The organism is Streptomyces sp. BK022, from assembly GCF_004217355.1.
Lineage (GTDB): Bacteria > Actinomycetota > Actinomycetes > Streptomycetales > Streptomycetaceae > Streptomyces > Streptomyces griseoluteus.
The window spans coordinates 68,609-86,231 of record NZ_SHKU01000004.1; the positions used below are offsets into that span (position 1 = coordinate 68,609).

Genomic DNA, 17,623 nt, shown 5'->3' on the forward strand with positions numbered 1-17,623 from the left:
GGGTCAGGCCAGCACCCCGTCGATGGTGAGCGGCAGATGGCGCGGCCCGCGCAGCACGGCGTTCGGCCGGTACGGCGGCGGGTCCGCCACCAGCCGGGGGTTCTCCAGCCGCCGCGCCAGCTCGGCCAGCGCGATCTGCGCCTCCAGCCGGGCCAGCGGCGCCCCGAAGCAGCTGTGGATGCCGCTGCCGAACCCGAGGTGCTGGAGGTCGTCCCGGTCGGGGTCGAAGCGCTCGGGGTCCTTGAAGCGCTCCGGGTCCCGGTTGCCCGCGGCCAGCATCAGCCAGATCCGGGCGCCCTTGGGGATCGTCACCCCGCGCACCTCGATGTCGGTGATGCAGGTGCGCTGCGGCACGAGCTGCACCGGAGGCTCGTAGCGCAGCAGCTCCTCCACGATGCTGACCGCCAGCTCCGGCTCCTCGCGCAGCCGCTGGAGGTACTCGGGGTGGCGCAGCAGCGTGAGCATGCCGTTGGCGATCAGGTTGACGGTGGTCTCGTGACCGGCGATCAGCAGCAGGACGGCCGTGCTGAGCACCTCCATCATGGTCATCGCACCGTCCGGCCCCTTCCCGGCGGCCAGGTCGGACAGCATGTCGTCGCGCGGGTCCTTGGCGCGCTCCTCCACCAGCCCCGCCAGGTACATCCCGAGCTGGGTCCGCGCCTCCTGCGTCCTCCGCACGAAGTCGGGGTCCGCGCCCTGCCGGGTCTCCGGGTCCAGGCTCGCCACCAGCGGGTCCACCCAGGACCGGAACCGGGGCTCGTCCTCGCGGGGCACCCCGAGCAGCCGGCAGATCACCGTCACCGGGAACGGATAGGCGAACTGGTCCACCAGGTCGATCTCCGTCTCGCCCGCCAGCCCGTCGATCAGCTCGGCGACGATCGCGTGCAGCTCACCCCGCATGCCGTCGATCCGGCGCGGCTCGTGCGGCGGCCCGAACGCGCTGTTGGCGATGCGCCGCAGCCGGTCGTGCTCCGGCGGGTCCAGCCGGATGAACGACGGCGGCAGCCCGGTGGCCTCCGCCTGGTTCAGCTCGTCCGCGCCGGCCGCCGCCAGGTTCGCCGCGTCCGAGCTGATCCGTGGATCGTGCAGCAGGCTCTCGATGTCCCAGTACGAGGAGATGACGTACGGGCCGTCCTCCTCCTCGTGCAGTACCGGGGTCCGGCGCAGCTCGGCGTAGAGCGGGTAGGGGTCGGCGCGGTTGGCGAAGTCGGTGATCCGTGCCACCAGCGAGGGTTCGGTCATGGCAGTTCCTTGGAGCGTCGGGGGCGGCGGGGCCGGACGGCGGTCAGTGGTGGCCGGGGGTGAAGACGAGCCGGCGGTCGGCCGGTGAGTAGCCGCTGAGGGTCACGGTCGGACCGTGGGTCGGCAGGGCCGGGTCGGGGAAGTCGGCCGGGACCGCCTTGCGTCCCTCGGGCCGCCGGTCCATCGTCGGGTACTCCACCGGGAAGGGCGCGCCCTGCTCGATCTGCCGCTGGCAGTACTCCAGCCAGCGCGCGTTGTCGAAGGTCACGGCGGCCACGATGCGCCCCTGGTAGCCGTACACGCCGACGAACCGGCGCTCGGCCGTGGACCCCTGGATGATCATCAGCTCCTCGCCCATGGGCGGCACGCCCACCGACTTGATGTTCACCCCGAACTGCGAGGACCAGAAGGCGGGCATCCACATGTGCGGGCGCCGGTCGGAGGCGGGACAGATCATGTTGTGTGCGGCCGTCTCCGCCTGCGCCACCGCGTTGCCCCAGTGCTCCAGCGACAGGAACTGGTAGCCGAACAGCGCGTGCGGGGAGCGGGCCACGTCACCGGCGACGAACACGTCGTCCGTGACGATCCCCCGGAAGTCGAACGCCCGGCACCCCGCGTCGCTCGCGATGCCGCGCGGCCCCGCGCCGAGCCCCGAGCCGTTCAGCCACTCGGTGTTGCGCAGCGACCCCAGCGAGACCACCACGACGTCCGCCTCGACCACGCTCTCGTCGGACAGGTGCACCGACCGCACCCGGCCCATCGGGTCGCCCTCCAGCGCGGTCACGGTGACATGGGTGCGCAGGTCGACGCCGTTCTCCACCTGGAGGTCGGCCGCGACCGCCCCGATCACCCCGCCGAGCGCCCCCACCAGCGGGGCCCCCGCGCGCTCCGCGACCGTGACCTCAAGCCCCATCTCCCGGCAAGCGGAGGCCACTTCGGACCCCGCGAAACCGGCGCCGATCACCACGACCCGCTTCGCCCCGGCCCGCAGCCGCTCGGTGAGCGCGACCGCGTCGTCACGGGTGCGGAGCACGAAGACGCCGTCCAGCTCGGCCTCCTCCGCCACCGGCCAGGGGCGGGCGCGCACCCCGGTGGCGATCAGCAGCCGGTCGTACTCCACCTCCTCGCCGTCCGCGAGGAGTACCCGCTTGCCCGTCAGGTCCAGCCCGGCCGCCGGGACCCCGAGCCGCCACTCGGCGTCCAGGTGGCGGCGCCGGGGCAGTTCGGTGTGGCGCGGGGATGCCTTGCCCAGCAGCACCGCCTTGGACAGCGGCGGCCGGTCGTACGGCTCGTAGGGTTCGTCGCCGATCAGGGCGAGGGAACCGGTGAAGCCCTCCGCGCGCAGCGTCTCGGCCGCCCGCAGCCCGGCCAGCGAGGCGCCGACGATCACGATGCGGCCCTCGCGGCGCAGCCAGTCCACGTAGTCAGCGGCCATCGCGCGGCTCCCAGGGGGCACCGGAGCGGACCCGCACGGGCTCGACGGGCGCGCCCTCGTGCAGACCCTCCACCGTGATCGCCTGCACCGGGCAGGCGGCGGCCGCGCGGGCGACCGCGTCCCGCTCCTCCTCGGCGGCGAGCGGGTTGTAGAGCAGCGCCTCCTCGCCGTGCATGGTGAACACGTCGGGAGCGAGGAACGCGCACTGGGCGTATCCCTGGCACTTGTTGAGATCGACGACGATCCGCATCGACGCTGCGCCCTTTCCGGTGGTCCGCTCAGGCCGTCCCCCGAGCGCAAGCATCGGCGTGCCGGTGCCCCGACCGCGCGCCGGGACGCGCCGATCGGGTGAGCCGGTCAGGTCAGGGTCACGCGCCGCCGCCGCCCGCCGACCAGCAGGATGTGCGCGCTCAGCAGCAGCGACCAGGCGGGGAAGACCAGCTCCGACCAGGGCACGCTGGAGGAGACGAAGAGCAGCACCAGCGCCGTCACGGCGCCCACCGCCGTCAGCCAGCGCGGCAGCACCCCCATCCGCGTGCCGATCACCGACATCGACGACACGAAGACGGCCGCCATCCGCATCCCGTAGTCCATCATCAGCGTGTACGCGAGATGCCGGCCGAAGTCCCAGGTGGTGAGCGAGGGCGCACTGCCGGTGGGGTGGGCCACCGTCAGCACCGCGCCGGCGGAGGCGGCCGCGCCGAACAGGGTGGCGGTGAAGACCAGTCCGCTGCCCAGCAGCACGGTCGCCAGGAACCGGTCCTCCACATCCCCCACGTGCGCGCGCACCGCGCCCAGGAACCACAGGAAGAAGATGCCGGCGAACGGGACCAGTGCCAGCGCCGCTCGTACCGCGTTCCGCCGGGTGGTGTCCGTGAACCCCCCGGCGCCGGCCGCGCCGGCCCCCTCGGGGATGCCGAGCCGCATCAGCACGATCGTCGCCGTCAGCAGCAGCGCGAACACCACCCCGGCCAGCCCGGCCGCCCGGGGCGTCTCCAACGCCCGCCGGCCCGGCCCGTTGCGCTGCATGAGCGGCCCACCTCCCTCGTGCGACGGCCCCCGCACCAGCAAGAGGCCGGTACGGGGGCCACGCCACCCGGGCAGGGCCGTACGGGCGAGTCAGAGCCGGGACAGCTCGTCCACCAGGTCGTCCAGACCGAGCGAACCCTGGGACAGGGCGGCCATGTGCCACGCCTTCGGGTCGAAGGAGTCGCCGTGCCGCTCCCGCGCCCGCTCCCGGCCGAGCAGCCAGGCCCGCTCGCCCAGCTTGTAGCCGATCGCCTGGCCCGGCATCGTCAGATAGCGGGTCAGCTCGCTCACCACGAAGTCCGCCGGACGGCTGCTGTGCGCCCGGAAGAACTCCTCCGCCAGCTCCGGCGTCCACCGCTCACCGGGGTGGAAGGGCGAGTCCGCCGGGATCTCCAGCTCCAGGTGCATACCGATGTCGATGATCACCCGGACCGCGCGCATCATCTGCGCGTCCAGGTAACCGAGCCGCTCCTCCGCGTCCGTGAGATAGCCCAGCTCGTCCATCAGCCGCTCCGCGTACAGCGCCCAGCCCTCGGCGTTCGCGCTGACCATGCCCACCGTGGCCTGGTAGCGGGACAGGTCCGCCGCCACATGCGCCCACTGCGCGATCTGCAGGTGGTGGCCGGGCACGCCCTCGTGGTACCAGGTGGACACCAGGTCGTACACCGGGAACCGGGTCTCGCCCATCGTCGGCAGCCAGGTCCGGCCCGGCCGGGAGAAGTCCTCGGAGGGACCCGTGTAGTACGGGGCCGCCGCGCCGCCCGGCGGGGCGATACGGGACTCCACCCGCCGTACCCGTTCGGCGAGTTCGAAGTGGGTGCCGTCCAGATCGGCGATCGCCCGGTCCATCAGGCCCTGCAGCCACTCCCGGACCTCGTCCACGCCGTCGATGTGCCGGCCGTGCTCGTCCAGGTGCGCCAGCGCCACCCACGGCGTCCCGGCGCCCGGCAGCACCTTCTGCGCCTCCTTCTCCATCTCGCCGAGCAGCCGGTGGAATTCCGACCAGCCGTAGGCGTACGCCTCGTCCAGATCCAGGTCGGTGCCGTTGAAGTAGCGGGCGCAGCGGGCGTACCGCTCACGGCCCACCGTGTTCGGGGCGTCCGCGACGGCCGGGGCGTACACGTCCCGCATCCAGTCGCGCAGGGAGACCACCGAGGCCGTCGCCGCGCGGGCCGCCTCGTCCAGCTCCGCGCGCAGCGCCTCGGGACCGGCCGCAGCGAAGTCCTCGAACCAGCCGCGCCCCTCGCCGGTGTCCGCCCACTCGGTGAGCTGCTCGACGAAGGTGGCCGTCGGCCGGGGTGCCGCGTACAGGCCGCGCTCCAGACCGAGGGTGAGGGAGGCACGGTATCCCTCGTAGGCCGCGGGGACCGCGCGGAGCCGCTCGACGAGGGCCGCCCAGTCCTCCTCGGTCTCCTGCGGGGTCACGGTGAAGATGTCCCGCACCGAGTGGCCCGGGGTGTGCATGTTGCCCACCGCGCGCAGGTGTTCGTGCGCGTCGTGCATGGCCAGCTCGGCGGTCAGCCGCTCCCGCAGCAGCCGCCCGCAGCGGCGCTCGGCGTCACTGTCCGCGCCGGGCAGGCGCTCGGCCTCGTCCAGCCGGGCGAGCGTCGTGCGCGCCAGGTCGGCCAGGGCCTCCTGGCCGGCGGGGGAGTAGTCGGGCAGCCGGCGGGAACTCTCCCGCACACCGAGGTACGTGCCGGTGACCGGGTCGAGGGCTAGAAGGTCGTCCACATAGGCGTCGGCGACCTGACGGGGCAGCAAGCTCTTGGTGTCGGACATGGCGCCCATCCTGATGCCACAGGCGCGTCCGCGTCACCCGTGCACCGGTGATTTCAGCTCTCGGCATGACCCGGCGGCAGCAGCGGGCCGCACTCCCACTGCTGGAAGATCAACCGGGTCTCGACCCGCGCCACTTCACGCCGCGAGGTGAACTCGTCCAGCACCAGCCGCTGGAGGTCGGCCATGTCGGCGACCGCCACATGCACCAGATAGTCGTCCGGGCCGGTGAGATGGAACACCGTCCGCGCTTCCGGCAGCGCCCGCACCCGCTCCACGAACGGCCCGACCAGCTCCCGCCGGTGCGGCCTGACCTGCACCGACAGCAGTGCCTGCAGGCCCCGGCCCAGCTTCGCCGGGTCCAGCCGGAGCCGATGGCCGAGGATCACGCCCGACCGGCGCAGCCGGGCCACCCGGTCCAGACAGGTGGACGGCGCCACCCCGACCTGGGCGGCGAGGTCGCGGTACGTGGTCCGGGCGTCGTTCTGCAGCAGCCGGAGCAGATGCAGATCCACCGAATCCAGTACGACGGAGGCGTCCATCGGCCGAACGTAACACGGCTCACAGCCCCCTGAACCCGTCGGGTGTTCACCCTTCGGTCATGGAATCGAGCAGCAACGGCGCCGCCGACACCGTACGCAGGGCACTGGCCACCGAGGCCGTGCACGCCGGGCGGGAGGACCTGACCGCACAGGGCCTGCACACCCCGCCCATCGACCTCTCCACCACCTACCCCTCCCGCGACAGCCGGGACGAGGCCGCCCGCATCGACGCCTTCGCGGCGGAGGGCGTCCTCCCCGACGGGCCGCCCGTCTACGCCCGGCTCGGCAACCCGACCGTGGCCCGCTTCGAGACCGGCCTCGCCCGTCTCGAAGGCACCGCCTCCGCCGTCGCGTTCGCCAGCGGCATGGCCGCGCTCAGCGCCGTGCTGCTCGCCCGCTCGGCCGCCGGCCTGCGCCATGTGGTGGCGGTCCGGCCGCTGTACGGATGCAGCGACCACCTGCTGACCGCCGGGCTGCTGGGGACCGAGGTCACCTGGACCGACCCGGCCGGGATCACGGAGGCGCTGCGCCCCGACACCGGTCTGGTGCTGGTCGAGTCCCCGGCCAACCCCACGCTCGCCGAGGTCGACATCCGGGCCGTCGCCCACTCCTGCGGGACCGTACCGCTGCTCGTCGACAACACCTTCGCCACGCCCGTGCTGCAACGCCCGGCCGAGCACGGCGCGCGGCTGGTGCTGCACAGCGCCACCAAGTACCTCGGCGGGCACGGCGACGTGATGGCCGGAGTGGTCGCCTGCGACGAGGAGTTCGCCGGGCAGCTGCGGCGGATACGGTTCGCCACCGGCGGCGTGCTGCACCCGCTGGCCGGCTATCTGCTGCTGCGCGGTCTCGCCACCCTGCCGGTCCGGGTCCGCGCGGCCTCCGCGACCGCCGCCGAGCTGGCCCGCAGGCTCGCCGCCGACCCGCGCGTGGCCCGCGTCCACTACCCGAGGCTGGGCGGCGCGATGGTCGCCTTCGAGGTGCACGGCGACCCGCACGAGGTGATCGCCCGCGTCCGGCTGATCACCCCGGCGGTCAGCCTGGGCAGCGTCGACACCCTCATCCAGCACCCGGCGTCCATCAGCCACCGCATCGTGGACACCGCCGACCGGCATGATGCCGGGGTGGGCGACCGGCTGCTGCGGCTCTCGGTCGGCCTGGAGGACACCGAGGACCTGTGGGCCGACCTGTCCGGCGCGCTGGGGGAGCGGGTCCCGGCGCCGGTACCGCTGTTCGAGGCCGTCAACTGAGTTCATGGCAGCGGGAGTTCCCATGACGACGGCCCGGCGGCTGGTCACCGCCGGGCCGTCCGCCGTACCCGGAGGTCAGAGCCGGAGCTGCTCGTCTCCGCTCCTCGAAGGGGCGTCGGTGCGGGCCGCGTCCAGCCGGGCGGTGATCACGAGGGTGCCCTCCTCGACCTGGTAGTCCAGGGGCAGCCCGAGTCCGCGCATCGCCGCGACCATGCCGGTGTTGGCGGAGCGGGTCACCGCGTACACACTCGCGCAGCCCGCCTCCACCGCCATCCGCACCAGCCGGTCCAGCAGCTCGGTGCCGACCCCGCGCCGCTGCCAGTCGTCCTCGACCAGCAGGGCGACCTCGGTCTCCTCGCCGTCCCACAGCAGATGCCCGAGGCCGACCAGGCGGCCCGAGGCGGTCTGCGCGGCAAGGGTGCGGCCGAAGCGCGGGCTGAGCAGGTGGTTCAGATAGCGGTCGGCGTCGCGCACCGGCCCGTGGTAGCGCAGGTCGAGGGTGCGGTCCGAGCAGCGCTCGTGCATCGCCCGGGCCGCGTCCAGGTCACCGGTGTCGACCCGGCGCACGGTGATCGCGTTGCCCTCGGGCAGCGTCAGCACGTCGTGCGCTCGCGGGATGCGCGGGCCGAGGCGGCTGTCCAGCTCCACCAGCGCCCGCGCCCGCGCGAATTCGGTCGGGGTGAAGGGCAGATACGGCCGCTCCACGCTCAGTACGCCTCCGCCCGGCGCCCGCAGCCGGAGCACGGTGTCCTCCAGCACCCCTTCGGCGGGCACCGGCTCGCCGCCCGTGCCGGCGGGCACCGAGCGGATCGTGCACCGGCCGAGCAGCTGACGCAGGGCCAGCGGAAGTTCGGCCGCGTCCAGCGCGGTGCGGGTGGCGAGGCTCAGGACGCGGGTGGGGGCGTCGACCAGATCGTGGGCGTCGGCCCGCTCGATCCAGGTGGAACTGCCGCCCGACTCAGCGATCACACGGGTCAGTTCGGACGCCGCCAGGGCGTCCGGGGCCCGCAGCAGGAACTCGTCCACCGTGCCGTCGGGCAGCGGATGCGTCTGGAGGCTCAGGATGTCGACCCGGTGCGTGGCCAGCGCCGTGCAGAGCGCGGCCAGCGAGCCTGGTTCGTCCCGTACGGTCGTCCGCATGCGCCACAGGGCGCCGGCGCCCGCTCGCGCGGACGGCCCGGCCGGGTGCGCGGACGCGCTCGGCCGGGCGCCGGTATCACTGGTGTCACCGGTGGGCGGTGCGTGCACATGGCGCCGGGCCCACCAGGTGTGGAACCCGGCCGTCGCGGCCAGGGCGAGCGCCGAGATCAGCAGCAGGACGGGACCGTCGGGGCCGTGCCCGATCAGGTTCGCCACCGCGTCGGCCACCGCGACGGCGGTGAACAGGGCCGCGAGTTCGACGAGGTCCCGCCGCCAGTGGTGCACGGGACGTCCGTGCCGGGTCCGGATCGTGCTCGGCGTCGGTTTCCGGTTCGTTCGGGAGAGGTCCGCAGTCATGCGGCCACTGTGCAGGAATGGTGTTGCGTGATCACGAACGCTCTGTGACCGATGGGTTAAGCATCGTTGTGCCCGAGTTCGTCGCACTTTCCACCATCGGTGGACGCCCCGTCAAAGTGCCTGCTCCGCGCAGCAGTTGGCGTGCCGCGCTCCGGGGGATGACGCCGGTGCGCGACACGCCTCCGAGGGTACGGGACGTCAGGCCCCGGCCGCTCGGCTGCTGCCGTCGAGGATGACGCGGGCGACGAGCGCCGGGTCGTCGTTCATCGGGACGTGTCCGCAGCCGGGCAGCCGGACCAGCCGGGCGTGCGGGATGATCCGCTTGGCCCGCACACCCTGGCGGCGCAGCAGGATCCGGTCGTGCGCGCCCCAGGCCACGGTGACCGGAACGCCGGGCAGCGGGTCGGTGAACCGCACGGTGGCGCCGGTGCGCAGCGTCGCCCCGAACGCGGTGGCCCCGGCCAGCGCCAGCGTCTCCGCGACCACCGCCTCGGGGGCCCGGCGCGCGGGACGACGGTAGATCGTGCTGGTCAGCGCGGTGCGGCCGGCCGCGCTGCGGGACATCCGCCGCACCACCGGCAGCGGCAGCCGCTGGGCAAGCCCCCGCATGGTGAGCAGCACCCCGAAGGCGTACCGCCGCTCGGTCTCGGTCCAGAACCCGGCCGGAGCCAGCGCGGTGACGGACCGTACGGTCCTCTCCCGGCCCAGCTCCAGCGCCAGCAGCCCGCCGAGGGAGTTCCCGGCCACGTGCGGGCGGTCCAGGTCCAGCGCCTCGAACAGCGCGCCCAGCACGGAGCTGATGGTCGGCAGATCGTGGGCGAGGCCGTCGGGCAGGTCCGGCGAGGCGCCGAAGCCGGGCAGGTCCACGGCGATCACCTCGCGCTCGGTCGCCAGGATGTCCACCACCGGGTCCCACGCCTGCCGGTGGTGCCCGATGCCGTGCAGCAGCACCAGCGGATCACCCCGCCCCACCCGCTGGTAGGAAACGGTCACATCCTTCGTCCCGGCCGGGACGGGAACCTTGAAGGAGACGGTGGCGGACATACGAAGCTCCTCGGTACGGCTGCTGACGGACGCCGTAGACAGCTTGTCAGCAATCGCTACCGGCGGGTAGCCCTTCGCGTCGTGTCGCGGAACTCCGCGGATCTCAGGCCGCGAGCGCCGCCGCGACCAGGCTGGCGAAGGTCTCGGGGGCGTCCAGCATGATGTCGTGCCCGCAGTCCGCGACCGCGACCACGGACACCCCCGCCTCCCGCAGCCCGTCCTCGCCGCGCGGCGGTCCGTCGGTCTCGGGGTGGAGGAAGGTGCGCGGAACGTCCAGGCGCGCCAGCAGCTCCCGCAGGGTCGGGACCGTGCCACGGGCGAGCCCGGCGGCGCTGCGGTGCAGGGCCGTACGGTCGGTCAGCCGCATGGTGGCCCACCGGAACGCGCCGGCCCGGTCCCGGACCTCCGTCCAGCCGCCGTCCGCGAACTCCGCCTCCGAGTAGGCCGCGATACCGGCGCTGCCGGGCGCGCCCCTGGCGGGCTCGACCGGGTCCAGGCCGGCGTCGACCAGCACCAGCCGGGACACCAGCTCCGGGTGCCGGTCGGCCAGCACGATCGCGACGGCACCGCCCATGCTGTGCGCGACCACCTCGGCCCCCGCCACCCCGGCGTCGGTGAGCGCGGCGGCCAGTGCCCCGGCGTGCGACTCGAGGCTGTAGTCGAAGTCGTGCGGGCGGTCGCTCAGCCCGTGTCCCAGCAGGTCGACCAGCAGCGTGCGATGCCCGGCGATCAGCGGATGGGTGGCCGCCTCGGCGAAGTGGGCGACCGCCGTGGCACCCAGACCGTGCAGGAAGACGCGGGGCGCGTCGCTCCCCGGCAGTTCCACCCAGCGGATGCGGTCACCCGCGGCGGTGACGACGGCGTCCCGGATGCTCACGGCTTCCCCCTGATCGACGGCGTACGAGCGGATGATCTCAGAGCTTCGCCCGCCCCGCCCGGCGCCGCCCCGCCCCGCGACGCCGGGCTCCGCGACGCGTCAGGAACGACCGAATTCGTCTGGACACCGGCGGGTGCGCCAGGATGGGATGGGAACCGTGACGACCGAGACCGCGATCGATGTCTTCGAGGAGAACCGGCCGCTGCTGACCGGCGTCGCCTACCGCATGCTGGGCCGCGTCGCGGACGCCGAGGACGTGGTGCAGGACGCCTGGCTGCGCTGGTCCCGCGCCGATCGCGCCGAGGTCCGCGAACCCCGTGCCTACCTGGTCCGCGTGACCACCCGGCTGGCCCTGGACCGGCTCCGGCAGGTCAAGTCGCGCGGCGAGGCGTACGTCGGCCCCTGGCTGCCCGAGCCGTACACCACCGATTTCGGCGACGCCGTCCCGGACACCGCCGACCGGGCGCTGCTCGCCGACTCCGTCTCCGTGGCCGTCCTCGTCGTACTGGAGTCGCTCTCCCCGCTGGAGCGCGCGGTGTTCGTGCTGCGGGAGGCGTTCGGCTACCCGTACGCCGAGATCGCGGAGTTGCTGGACCGGGGCGAGCCCGCCGTACGGCAGCTGGCCGCGCGGGCCCGCAGACACGTGGAGGAGCGCCGGCCGCGCTACGACGTGGACCCCGCCCAGCGCCGGAGGCTGACCGAGCGGTTCCTCGCGGCGGCCACGGAGGGTGACCTCGACGGACTGATGTCCCTGCTCGCTCCCGACGCCCGCCTGGTCGGCGACAGCGGCGGCAAGGCCAAGGCTCCGGTACGGGTGCTGTTCACCGCCGACAAGGTGGGGCGCTTCCTGGCCGGGGTGTCCTCGAAGAACCTGCTGCCCGACATGACCCACCGGTTCATCGAGGTGAACGGCGGTGTCGCGGTGCTCGTGCTGTCCGAGGGCAGGCCGGACACCCTGTTCCAGCTCGGCATCACCGACGGTGCGATCAGCGCCGTCTACATCATCCGCAACCCCGACAAGCTGCGCGTCCTCGCCGGGGACGGACCCCCTGGCGGTGCGAACTCCATGTGAACGCTTCGTCACCCGGGCACCGGGCGAGTGGGCAGGGATGGGACAATTGGTCTTGACCAAGCATCAGGGCCGCCCTATGGTCGCAAAGAACTGCAACAACCTTTAATAAACAAGGGCGCCAAAATCGCCGGAGCACGGCACTTGCGGAGGACAGGGTGGGGACCACGCAACTGGAGACGGTGCCGGAGCCGAAGTACTTGCACCTCAAGACCGTACTGAGCGAGGCACTGGACTCCGAGTTCTCGGTGGGCGAGATCCTGCCGAACGAGCGCGATCTCGCCGCCCGGTTCGGCGTCGCCCGCGCCACGCTCCGGCAGGCGCTGGAGCAACTCGAGCTGGAGGGACGGCTGCAGCGCCGCCGGGGGGTCGGTACGACCGTCGCGCCGCCGCGCGTCGGCGTCGCCCTCGGCACCGGGCGGCAGACGTGGCCCGGCACCGGTGACGACGCCTGGCAGCCGATGGACTGCGAGCGGGCCGTACCGCCCGCCCCGGTCGTGGCCGCCCTGGACACCGGTGCCGAGGAGGTGCACCTCGTACGCCGGTTCCGGATGTCGCAGGGCCGACGCGTCGCCACCGAGCTGCTGTACATCCCGGCCGCCTCGGTGCCCGACCTGAGCGCGATCGACGCGCCCTCCGGACCGGCCCGCGCCCGTGCGGTGCTGCGCGAACTCCAGCGGCTCGAACTGGACCGCCAGGACCGCGCGGTGGAGCTGGGCTCGGCCGGCGCGGAGGACGCGAGGGAACTCGACCGGCTGCCCGGCTCGCCCGTCCTCGTCGTCACCACCCGGTTCACGGCCGAGGGCCGTACCGCCGCGCTCGGCGTGGCCACCTACCGCGCGGACACCTGCCGCCTCACCTTCGGCGACACCCCGGACGTCGAGATACACCACGACCCCGAGCGACGCGCCTCCTGAGAGCAGCGGCACCCGCACCGCACATCCCGCCGCGCCCCGGAACCCCACCGGGGCGCGGCGGCATGCGGGCCGCGCGCGCCGAATCCGCCTGGCGACGGCCGCGCCCTCGCCGGCCCCGCGTCCCCCGAGGGGGCGCGGCGTTGTCGCCTCACGCCCCCACGGCGCCCTCGACCGCGAACAGCTGCCGCTCCACATGGTCCAGCGCCAGCCGCAGCGCGCCGGTGGCCACCACCGCCTCGCCCAGCAGGGACAGCGCCACGGCCGGGGGCCGCAGACAGTAGCGGGCCAGCTCCCGGCGGAGCGGGTCGAGGACCCCGTCCAGGCCGGCCGCCCAGCCGCCGACCACCACCAGCTCCGGGTCGAGCGCCAGCACCAGCGCGGCCACGTCGTGCACCAGCCGCTGGATGAAACGTTCCACCGCGGCCAGCGCCGAGCCGTCACCCTCCCGCGCCAGCGCGAAGACCTCGGTGACCGCCTGCTCGTCCAGCGGCGGCAGCGGCTCGTCGGTGGTGGACAGCAGGGCCTCCGGGGTCGCCTCCCGGCCCAGCAGATGCAGCGCGCCGATCTCCCCGGCCGCCCCGCCGTGCCCCCGGTGCAGCCGGCCGCCGATCAGCGAGCCCGCGCCCGGACTCAGCCCGGCCAGCACGAACACCACGTCGTCGGTGTCCTTCGCCGCGCCCTGCCAGTGCTCCGCCACGGCGGCCACGTTGGCGTCGTTCTCCACCAGCACCGGGCACCGGAAGGAGCGGCTGAGCCGCTCGCCCAGGTGGAGCCCGGTCCACTGGGGCAGCGCGGTGCCCAGGCGAACCGTTCCGTCTGCCTCCACGATGCCGGGAGTGCCGACGCCCACCGCGCGCAGCGAGCCCCGCGGGACGCCGGTGCGGCGCAGCAACTCGGCGACCGTGCCGCGCAGCCTCTCCAGCCGCTCGTCGGCCGGGGCCTTCTCGCCGACGTCGCGGGTCTGCGTGCCCAGCACCCGCCCGTCCAGGTCGGAGACGACCGCCACCACCCGGTGCGCGCCGATCTCCAGCCCCAGCAGATGCCCCGCCTCGGCCCGGAACCGGAACCGGCGCGCGGGCCGGCCCTGACGGCGGGCGGTACCCTCCTCGGCCGCCCGCTCCACCACCAGACCCGCCTCGGCCAGCCCCTCCACGACCCCCTCGACGGTCGGCCGGGACAGCCCGGTGGCCCGGGTGATCTCCGTGAGCGTCGCGCAGTCGGTGTCGCGCAGCGCGCGCAGCACCACCGCGGAGTTGATCCTCCGCAGCAGCGAGGGATCGCCACCGGTCAACTGCCCCACGGTCCGTCCTCCCAGCTCGCGGGCGTGTGTGGGGCGGATCGTACTCGGCCCCGACCACCCCGGCGAGGGCCGGGCGGTCACCGGGGCGCGACGAAGCCCGACTCGTAGGCGGCGATCACCGCCTGGGTGCGGTCGCGCGCACCCAACTTGGCGAGTACGGCGCTCACATGCGACTTCACCGTCTCCGCCCCGACGACCAGCCCGGCGGCGATCTCCGCGTTGGTCAGCCCGCGCGCCATCAGCCGCAGCACCTCCGCCTCGCGCTCGGTCAGCCGCGCCTTCGCCAGCGGTTCGGCGTCCGCCCGGCCCGCGCCGTACCGGGCCGCCAACTGCCGTACCGACGCCGGGAACAGCAGGGAGTCGCCCGCCGCGACCAGCCGTACCGCGTGCACGATCTCCTCCGGGCGTGACCGCTTCAGCAGGAACCCGTCCGCGCCCGCGCGCAGCGCCTCGTAGACGTACTCGTCGTCCTCGAAGGTGGTGATCACCAGGATCTTCGGGGGATCGGGCACCGTGCGCAGTACCGCGCGGGTCGCCTCGATGCCGTCCAGCAGCGGCATCCGGACATCCATCGCCACCACGTCCGGGCGCAGGGAGCGCACCAGCGGGATCACGGCCGCCCCGTCGGCCGCCTCGCCGACCACCTCGATGTCGCTCTGCGCCCCGAGGACGGCCCGCAGACCGGCGCGGACCAGGGGTTCGTCGTCGACGAGGAGTACGGTGACCGGCATCCGGCCAGCGTAGATCAGCTCAAGGGAAGCTCGGCCCGCACCAGCCAATCGCCCGCCTCCGGACCCGTGCGGGCGGTGCCGCCGAGCAGGGCGGCCCGCTCCCGTATCCCGCGCAGCCCGCGGCCGCCCCGGGCGGAGGAGAGGCCCGTCGGGAGCGGATTGCTTATCTCCAGGGCGAGTTCGCGTCCGTCGACCCGCACCCGTACCCGTACCGGGACGGCGCCCGCGTGCCGCAGGACGTTCGTCAGTGCCTCCTGGAGGATGCGGTAGCCCTCGCGGGACACCGGGCCCGGCAGCGAATCCACCGCGCCCGTCACCCCGAAGTCCACCTTCGCGCCCGAGGCACGCGCCGACTCCAGCAGGCGGTCCGCGTCCGCCAGCGTCGGACGGGCGCTCACCGGCCGCCGCGCCTCCCGCAGGACCCCGAGCACCCGTTCCAGATCCTCCAGCGCGGCCCGGCCCGTCTCCTCGATGGCGGCCAGCGCCCGCCCGGTGAACTCCGGATCGCCGGCCGCCCGCGCGGCCCCCGCCTGCACCACGGCCACGGTCAGCGCGTGCCCGATCGAGTCGTGCAACTCCCGCGCGATCCGGGTCCGTTCGAGGAGCTGCTCGGTCCGCTCCTCCAGCGCGGCCAGCCGCTCGGCCGCCGACGGCCCCAGCAGCCACCGCGCACACCGGGTGGTCAGCGCGCCGAGTCCGAGCACCACGCCGTACAGCGCGAGCAGGGGGAGCGGGGCCAGCAGGGCGTAGGCCCGGTGCGGCGCGAGACCGTCCAGGTAGGCGGGCGGCGGACCCCACGCGCACTGCGTCAGCTCCACGGTGAGGACCGGCAGCCGCACGGTGGCGAACATGGCGACCGCGCCGAGCAGCATCCGCAGCTCCAGCCAGAGCAGCGTGCGCCCCCGGTCCCGCCAACTCCGCGCGGGTTCCTCGGAGATGCCCGGCTCCACCTCGCCGGGCGTCAGCAACAGCCTCGCCTGTACGCCCTCGCCCCGCCGTACGGCCGGAACCAGGGCGAGGGGCACGAGGAACAGCGCGGGAGCCCACGGGGTGCGTGGGTCGATGAACATCCAGAACGCCACGCTCAGCATGGGCAGCCACAGATGCAGCAGCCGCGTGTACGTCGTCCCGCGCAGCAGCGGGCGCAGGAAGCGGACCATGCGGCCATCCTGGCAGCCGCGCCCCGCGAGCGGCCTCCCCCGCACGGGGGAGCGGGTCCCCGCCCGCGGGGGAGGCGCGCGTCCCCGCGCCCGGCGAGGCTCGTGCCATGACCAGCATCGAACTCCGCGACCTCACCAAGGAGTACGGCGGCAGACGCGCCGTCGACCACCTGACCCTCACCGTCCGCCCGGGCCGGGTCACCGGCTTCCTAGGCCCCAACGGCGCGGGCAAGTCCACCACCATGCGCCTCGTCCTCGGCCTCGACCGCCCCACCTCCGGCACCGCCACCCTCGACGGTCACCCCTACGCCGGGCTCCGCGACCCACTGCGCCGGGTGGGCGCCCTGCTCGACGCGAACGCCGCGCACGGCTCCCGCACCGCCCACGACCACCTGCTGGCCCTCGCCGTGAGCAACCGCCTTCCCGTCGCCCGCGTCGGCGACGTGCTGGAGCGGACCGGCCTCGCCTCCGTGGCCCGGCGCCGGGTGCGCACCTTCTCCCTGGGCATGCGCCAGCGGCTCGGCATCGCCGCCGCCCTGCTCGGCGACCCCGAGGTGATCCTGCTCGACGAACCCGCCAACGGCCTCGACCCCGAGGGCATCGTGTGGGTCCGCACCCTGCTGCGCGGGCTCGCCGCGGAAGGCCGTACGGTCCTGGTCTCCAGCCATCTGATGGGCGAGACCGCCGTGTTCGCGGACCACCTCCTCATCCTCGGCCGGGGCCGCCTCCTCGCCGACACCCCGGTACGCGACTTCATCGACGCCCGCGTGCACCCCCGGGTCCGGGTCCGCAGCACCGACGCCGACGCGCTCGGCGCGCTCCTCGCCCGGCACGGGCACGAGGGGGAGCGGGCGGCGGACGGCACCTGGACCGTACGGCACACGCGCGGGGACGACCTCGGGCGCCTCCTGGCCGAGGCGGGGCTGCCCGTACTCGAACTCGCCACCCAGGAAGCCGGCCTGGAAGAGGCGTACCTCGATCTCACGGCCGAGGAGGCCGAGTTCACCGCACAGCCGCAGGAGGTCTGACCATGCCGTTCGTCCCCGTACTGCACGCCGAGTGGATCAAGATCCGTACGCTGCGGTCGCTGCTCGGCGCCCTGAGCGCGGTGCTCCTCGCCACCGTGGCCTTCTCGTCGGTCACCGCCGCCCGGTCGGACGACTCCGACCCGCTGTACGCGGTGTTCTTCGGCGTCGGCCTCGGCCAGATCGCCGCCGTGGTCTTCGGCGCGCTGGCGGTGTCCGGTGAGTACCGGGGCGGCGCGCTGCGGCTGACGCTCGCGGCGGTGCCGGACCGGACGCGCTGGTTCGCCGCGAAGGCTGTCGCCGTCGCGCTGCCGGTGCTCGCGGTGGGGTTGCTCACCGGACTGCTGACGCTCGCCGTGGGCCGGGCGCTGCGGGGGGAGTCGGCGCCGGGCTGGGGCGAAGGGCTGCGCGGGGCGGTCGGCTGCGCGCTGTACCTGACGCTGATGGCGCTCCTCGCCGCGGGACTCGCGGCCGTGCTGCGCAGCGGTGTCGGCACGCTGGGGCTGCTGATCCCGTTCCTGCTGATCGTGTCCTTCGTCGTCGGCGACCTGGACTCCGGAGCCGCCGACCTCCTGCCCGACCGGGCGGGTCAACTCGCCCTGCACAGTACCTCGAAGGGCCCGCTCGGCCCCTGGACCGGGCTCGCCGTGACCGCCCTGTGGGTGGCGGCGGCACTGGGCGCGGGCGCCTGGTGCGTGCGGCAGCGGGACGCCTGACACACCGCCAATT

Annotated in this window: 17 protein-coding genes; 5 read left to right on the forward strand and 12 right to left on the reverse strand. The window is 74.2% G+C overall.

Annotation, left to right across the window (positions count from 1 at the left end; all coding sequences use genetic code 11):
- Nucleotides 1-3 precede the first annotated feature (3 nt).
- The 6 genes from EV284_RS16785 to EV284_RS16810 form a co-directional block, all read right to left on the reverse strand.
- Nucleotides 4-1,242, reverse strand: coding sequence for a cytochrome P450 (locus EV284_RS16785; protein ID WP_130334917.1), 1,239 nt, complete (start codon nucleotides 1,240-1,242; stop codon nucleotides 4-6).
- Nucleotides 1,243-1,285: 43 nt separating this feature from the next.
- Entirely contained in the window at nucleotides 1,286-2,677 is a 1,392-nt protein-coding gene (locus tag EV284_RS16790; RefSeq protein ID WP_130334919.1) for an FAD-dependent oxidoreductase, read from the reverse strand.
- Nucleotides 2,667-2,927, reverse strand: coding sequence for a ferredoxin (locus EV284_RS16795; protein WP_130334921.1), 261 nt, complete (start codon nucleotides 2,925-2,927; stop codon nucleotides 2,667-2,669). Before EV284_RS16795 ends, EV284_RS16790 begins: the two co-directional genes overlap by 11 nt.
- A gap of 107 nt (nucleotides 2,928-3,034) precedes the next feature.
- On the reverse strand, nucleotides 3,035-3,706 hold the full coding sequence (locus tag EV284_RS16800) for a hypothetical protein (protein ID WP_130334923.1): 672 nt from the start codon (nucleotides 3,704-3,706) through the stop codon (nucleotides 3,035-3,037).
- A 90-nt stretch (nucleotides 3,707-3,796) separates the two neighbouring features.
- The gene (locus tag EV284_RS16805; RefSeq protein ID WP_130334925.1) at nucleotides 3,797-5,485 is read right to left on the reverse strand and encodes a DUF885 domain-containing protein; all 1,689 of its coding nucleotides are present in this window, start codon (nucleotides 5,483-5,485) and stop codon (nucleotides 3,797-3,799) included.
- Nucleotides 5,486-5,538: 53 nt separating this feature from the next.
- Nucleotides 5,539-6,024, reverse strand: coding sequence for an Lrp/AsnC family transcriptional regulator (locus EV284_RS16810; RefSeq protein ID WP_130334927.1), 486 nt, complete (start codon nucleotides 6,022-6,024; stop codon nucleotides 5,539-5,541).
- 59 nt (nucleotides 6,025-6,083) lie between these two features.
- On the opposite strand from EV284_RS16810, the gene EV284_RS16815 reads away from it, so the two are divergent.
- Nucleotides 6,084-7,274: a PLP-dependent transferase gene (locus EV284_RS16815; RefSeq protein WP_130334929.1), complete on the forward strand. Its 1,191-nt coding sequence runs from the start codon at nucleotides 6,084-6,086 to the stop codon at nucleotides 7,272-7,274.
- A 75-nt stretch (nucleotides 7,275-7,349) separates the two neighbouring features.
- Here EV284_RS16815 and EV284_RS16820 read toward each other — a convergent pair whose 3' ends face one another.
- From EV284_RS16820 to EV284_RS16830, 3 genes are all read right to left on the reverse strand, one after another.
- On the reverse strand, nucleotides 7,350-8,699 hold the full coding sequence (locus tag EV284_RS16820; protein ID WP_130336374.1) for a GNAT family N-acetyltransferase: 1,350 nt from the start codon (nucleotides 8,697-8,699) through the stop codon (nucleotides 7,350-7,352).
- A gap of 270 nt (nucleotides 8,700-8,969) precedes the next feature.
- Complete coding sequence (locus EV284_RS16825; RefSeq protein WP_130334931.1) at nucleotides 8,970-9,815, reverse strand: alpha/beta fold hydrolase; 846 nt, start codon at nucleotides 9,813-9,815, stop codon at nucleotides 8,970-8,972.
- Nucleotides 9,816-9,918: 103 nt separating this feature from the next.
- A complete protein-coding gene (locus EV284_RS16830; RefSeq protein ID WP_130336376.1) occupies nucleotides 9,919-10,686 on the reverse strand; it encodes an alpha/beta fold hydrolase in 768 nt (255 codons plus the stop codon).
- A 163-nt stretch (nucleotides 10,687-10,849) separates the two neighbouring features.
- Here EV284_RS16830 and EV284_RS16835 point away from each other — a divergent pair, with 163 nt between their 5' ends.
- Both EV284_RS16835 and EV284_RS16840 read left to right on the forward strand, forming a co-directional pair.
- Nucleotides 10,850-11,764, forward strand: coding sequence for an RNA polymerase sigma-70 factor (locus EV284_RS16835; RefSeq protein ID WP_130334933.1), 915 nt, complete (start codon nucleotides 10,850-10,852; stop codon nucleotides 11,762-11,764).
- Nucleotides 11,765-11,919: 155 nt separating this feature from the next.
- Nucleotides 11,920-12,678 carry a GntR family transcriptional regulator gene (locus EV284_RS16840; RefSeq protein WP_130334935.1) on the forward strand — a complete coding sequence of 253 codons (759 nt, stop codon included), beginning with the start codon at nucleotides 11,920-11,922 and terminating at the stop codon, nucleotides 12,676-12,678.
- Between the two features lie 148 nt (nucleotides 12,679-12,826).
- Here the strand turns inward: EV284_RS16840 and EV284_RS16845 are convergent, their stop codons facing one another.
- From EV284_RS16845 to EV284_RS16855, 3 genes are all read right to left on the reverse strand, one after another.
- Entirely contained in the window at nucleotides 12,827-13,978 is a 1,152-nt protein-coding gene (locus EV284_RS16845; protein WP_130334937.1) for an ROK family transcriptional regulator, read from the reverse strand.
- A gap of 77 nt (nucleotides 13,979-14,055) precedes the next feature.
- Nucleotides 14,056-14,709, reverse strand: coding sequence for a response regulator transcription factor (locus tag EV284_RS16850; RefSeq protein WP_130334939.1), 654 nt, complete (start codon nucleotides 14,707-14,709; stop codon nucleotides 14,056-14,058).
- A 14-nt stretch (nucleotides 14,710-14,723) separates the two neighbouring features.
- Nucleotides 14,724-15,869 carry a histidine kinase gene (locus tag EV284_RS16855; RefSeq protein WP_130334941.1) on the reverse strand — a complete coding sequence of 382 codons (1,146 nt, stop codon included), beginning with the start codon at nucleotides 15,867-15,869 and terminating at the stop codon, nucleotides 14,724-14,726.
- A 107-nt stretch (nucleotides 15,870-15,976) separates the two neighbouring features.
- Here EV284_RS16855 and EV284_RS16860 point away from each other — a divergent pair, with 107 nt between their 5' ends.
- Entirely contained in the window at nucleotides 15,977-16,897 is a 921-nt protein-coding gene (locus tag EV284_RS16860) for an ATP-binding cassette domain-containing protein (protein WP_130334943.1), read from the forward strand.
- A 2-nt stretch (nucleotides 16,898-16,899) separates the two neighbouring features.
- Nucleotides 16,900-17,610 (forward strand): ABC transporter permease subunit, encoded by a 711-nt coding sequence (locus tag EV284_RS16865; RefSeq protein WP_130334945.1) that lies wholly within the window; start codon nucleotides 16,900-16,902, stop codon nucleotides 17,608-17,610.
- Nucleotides 17,611-17,623: the final 13 nt, after the last annotated feature.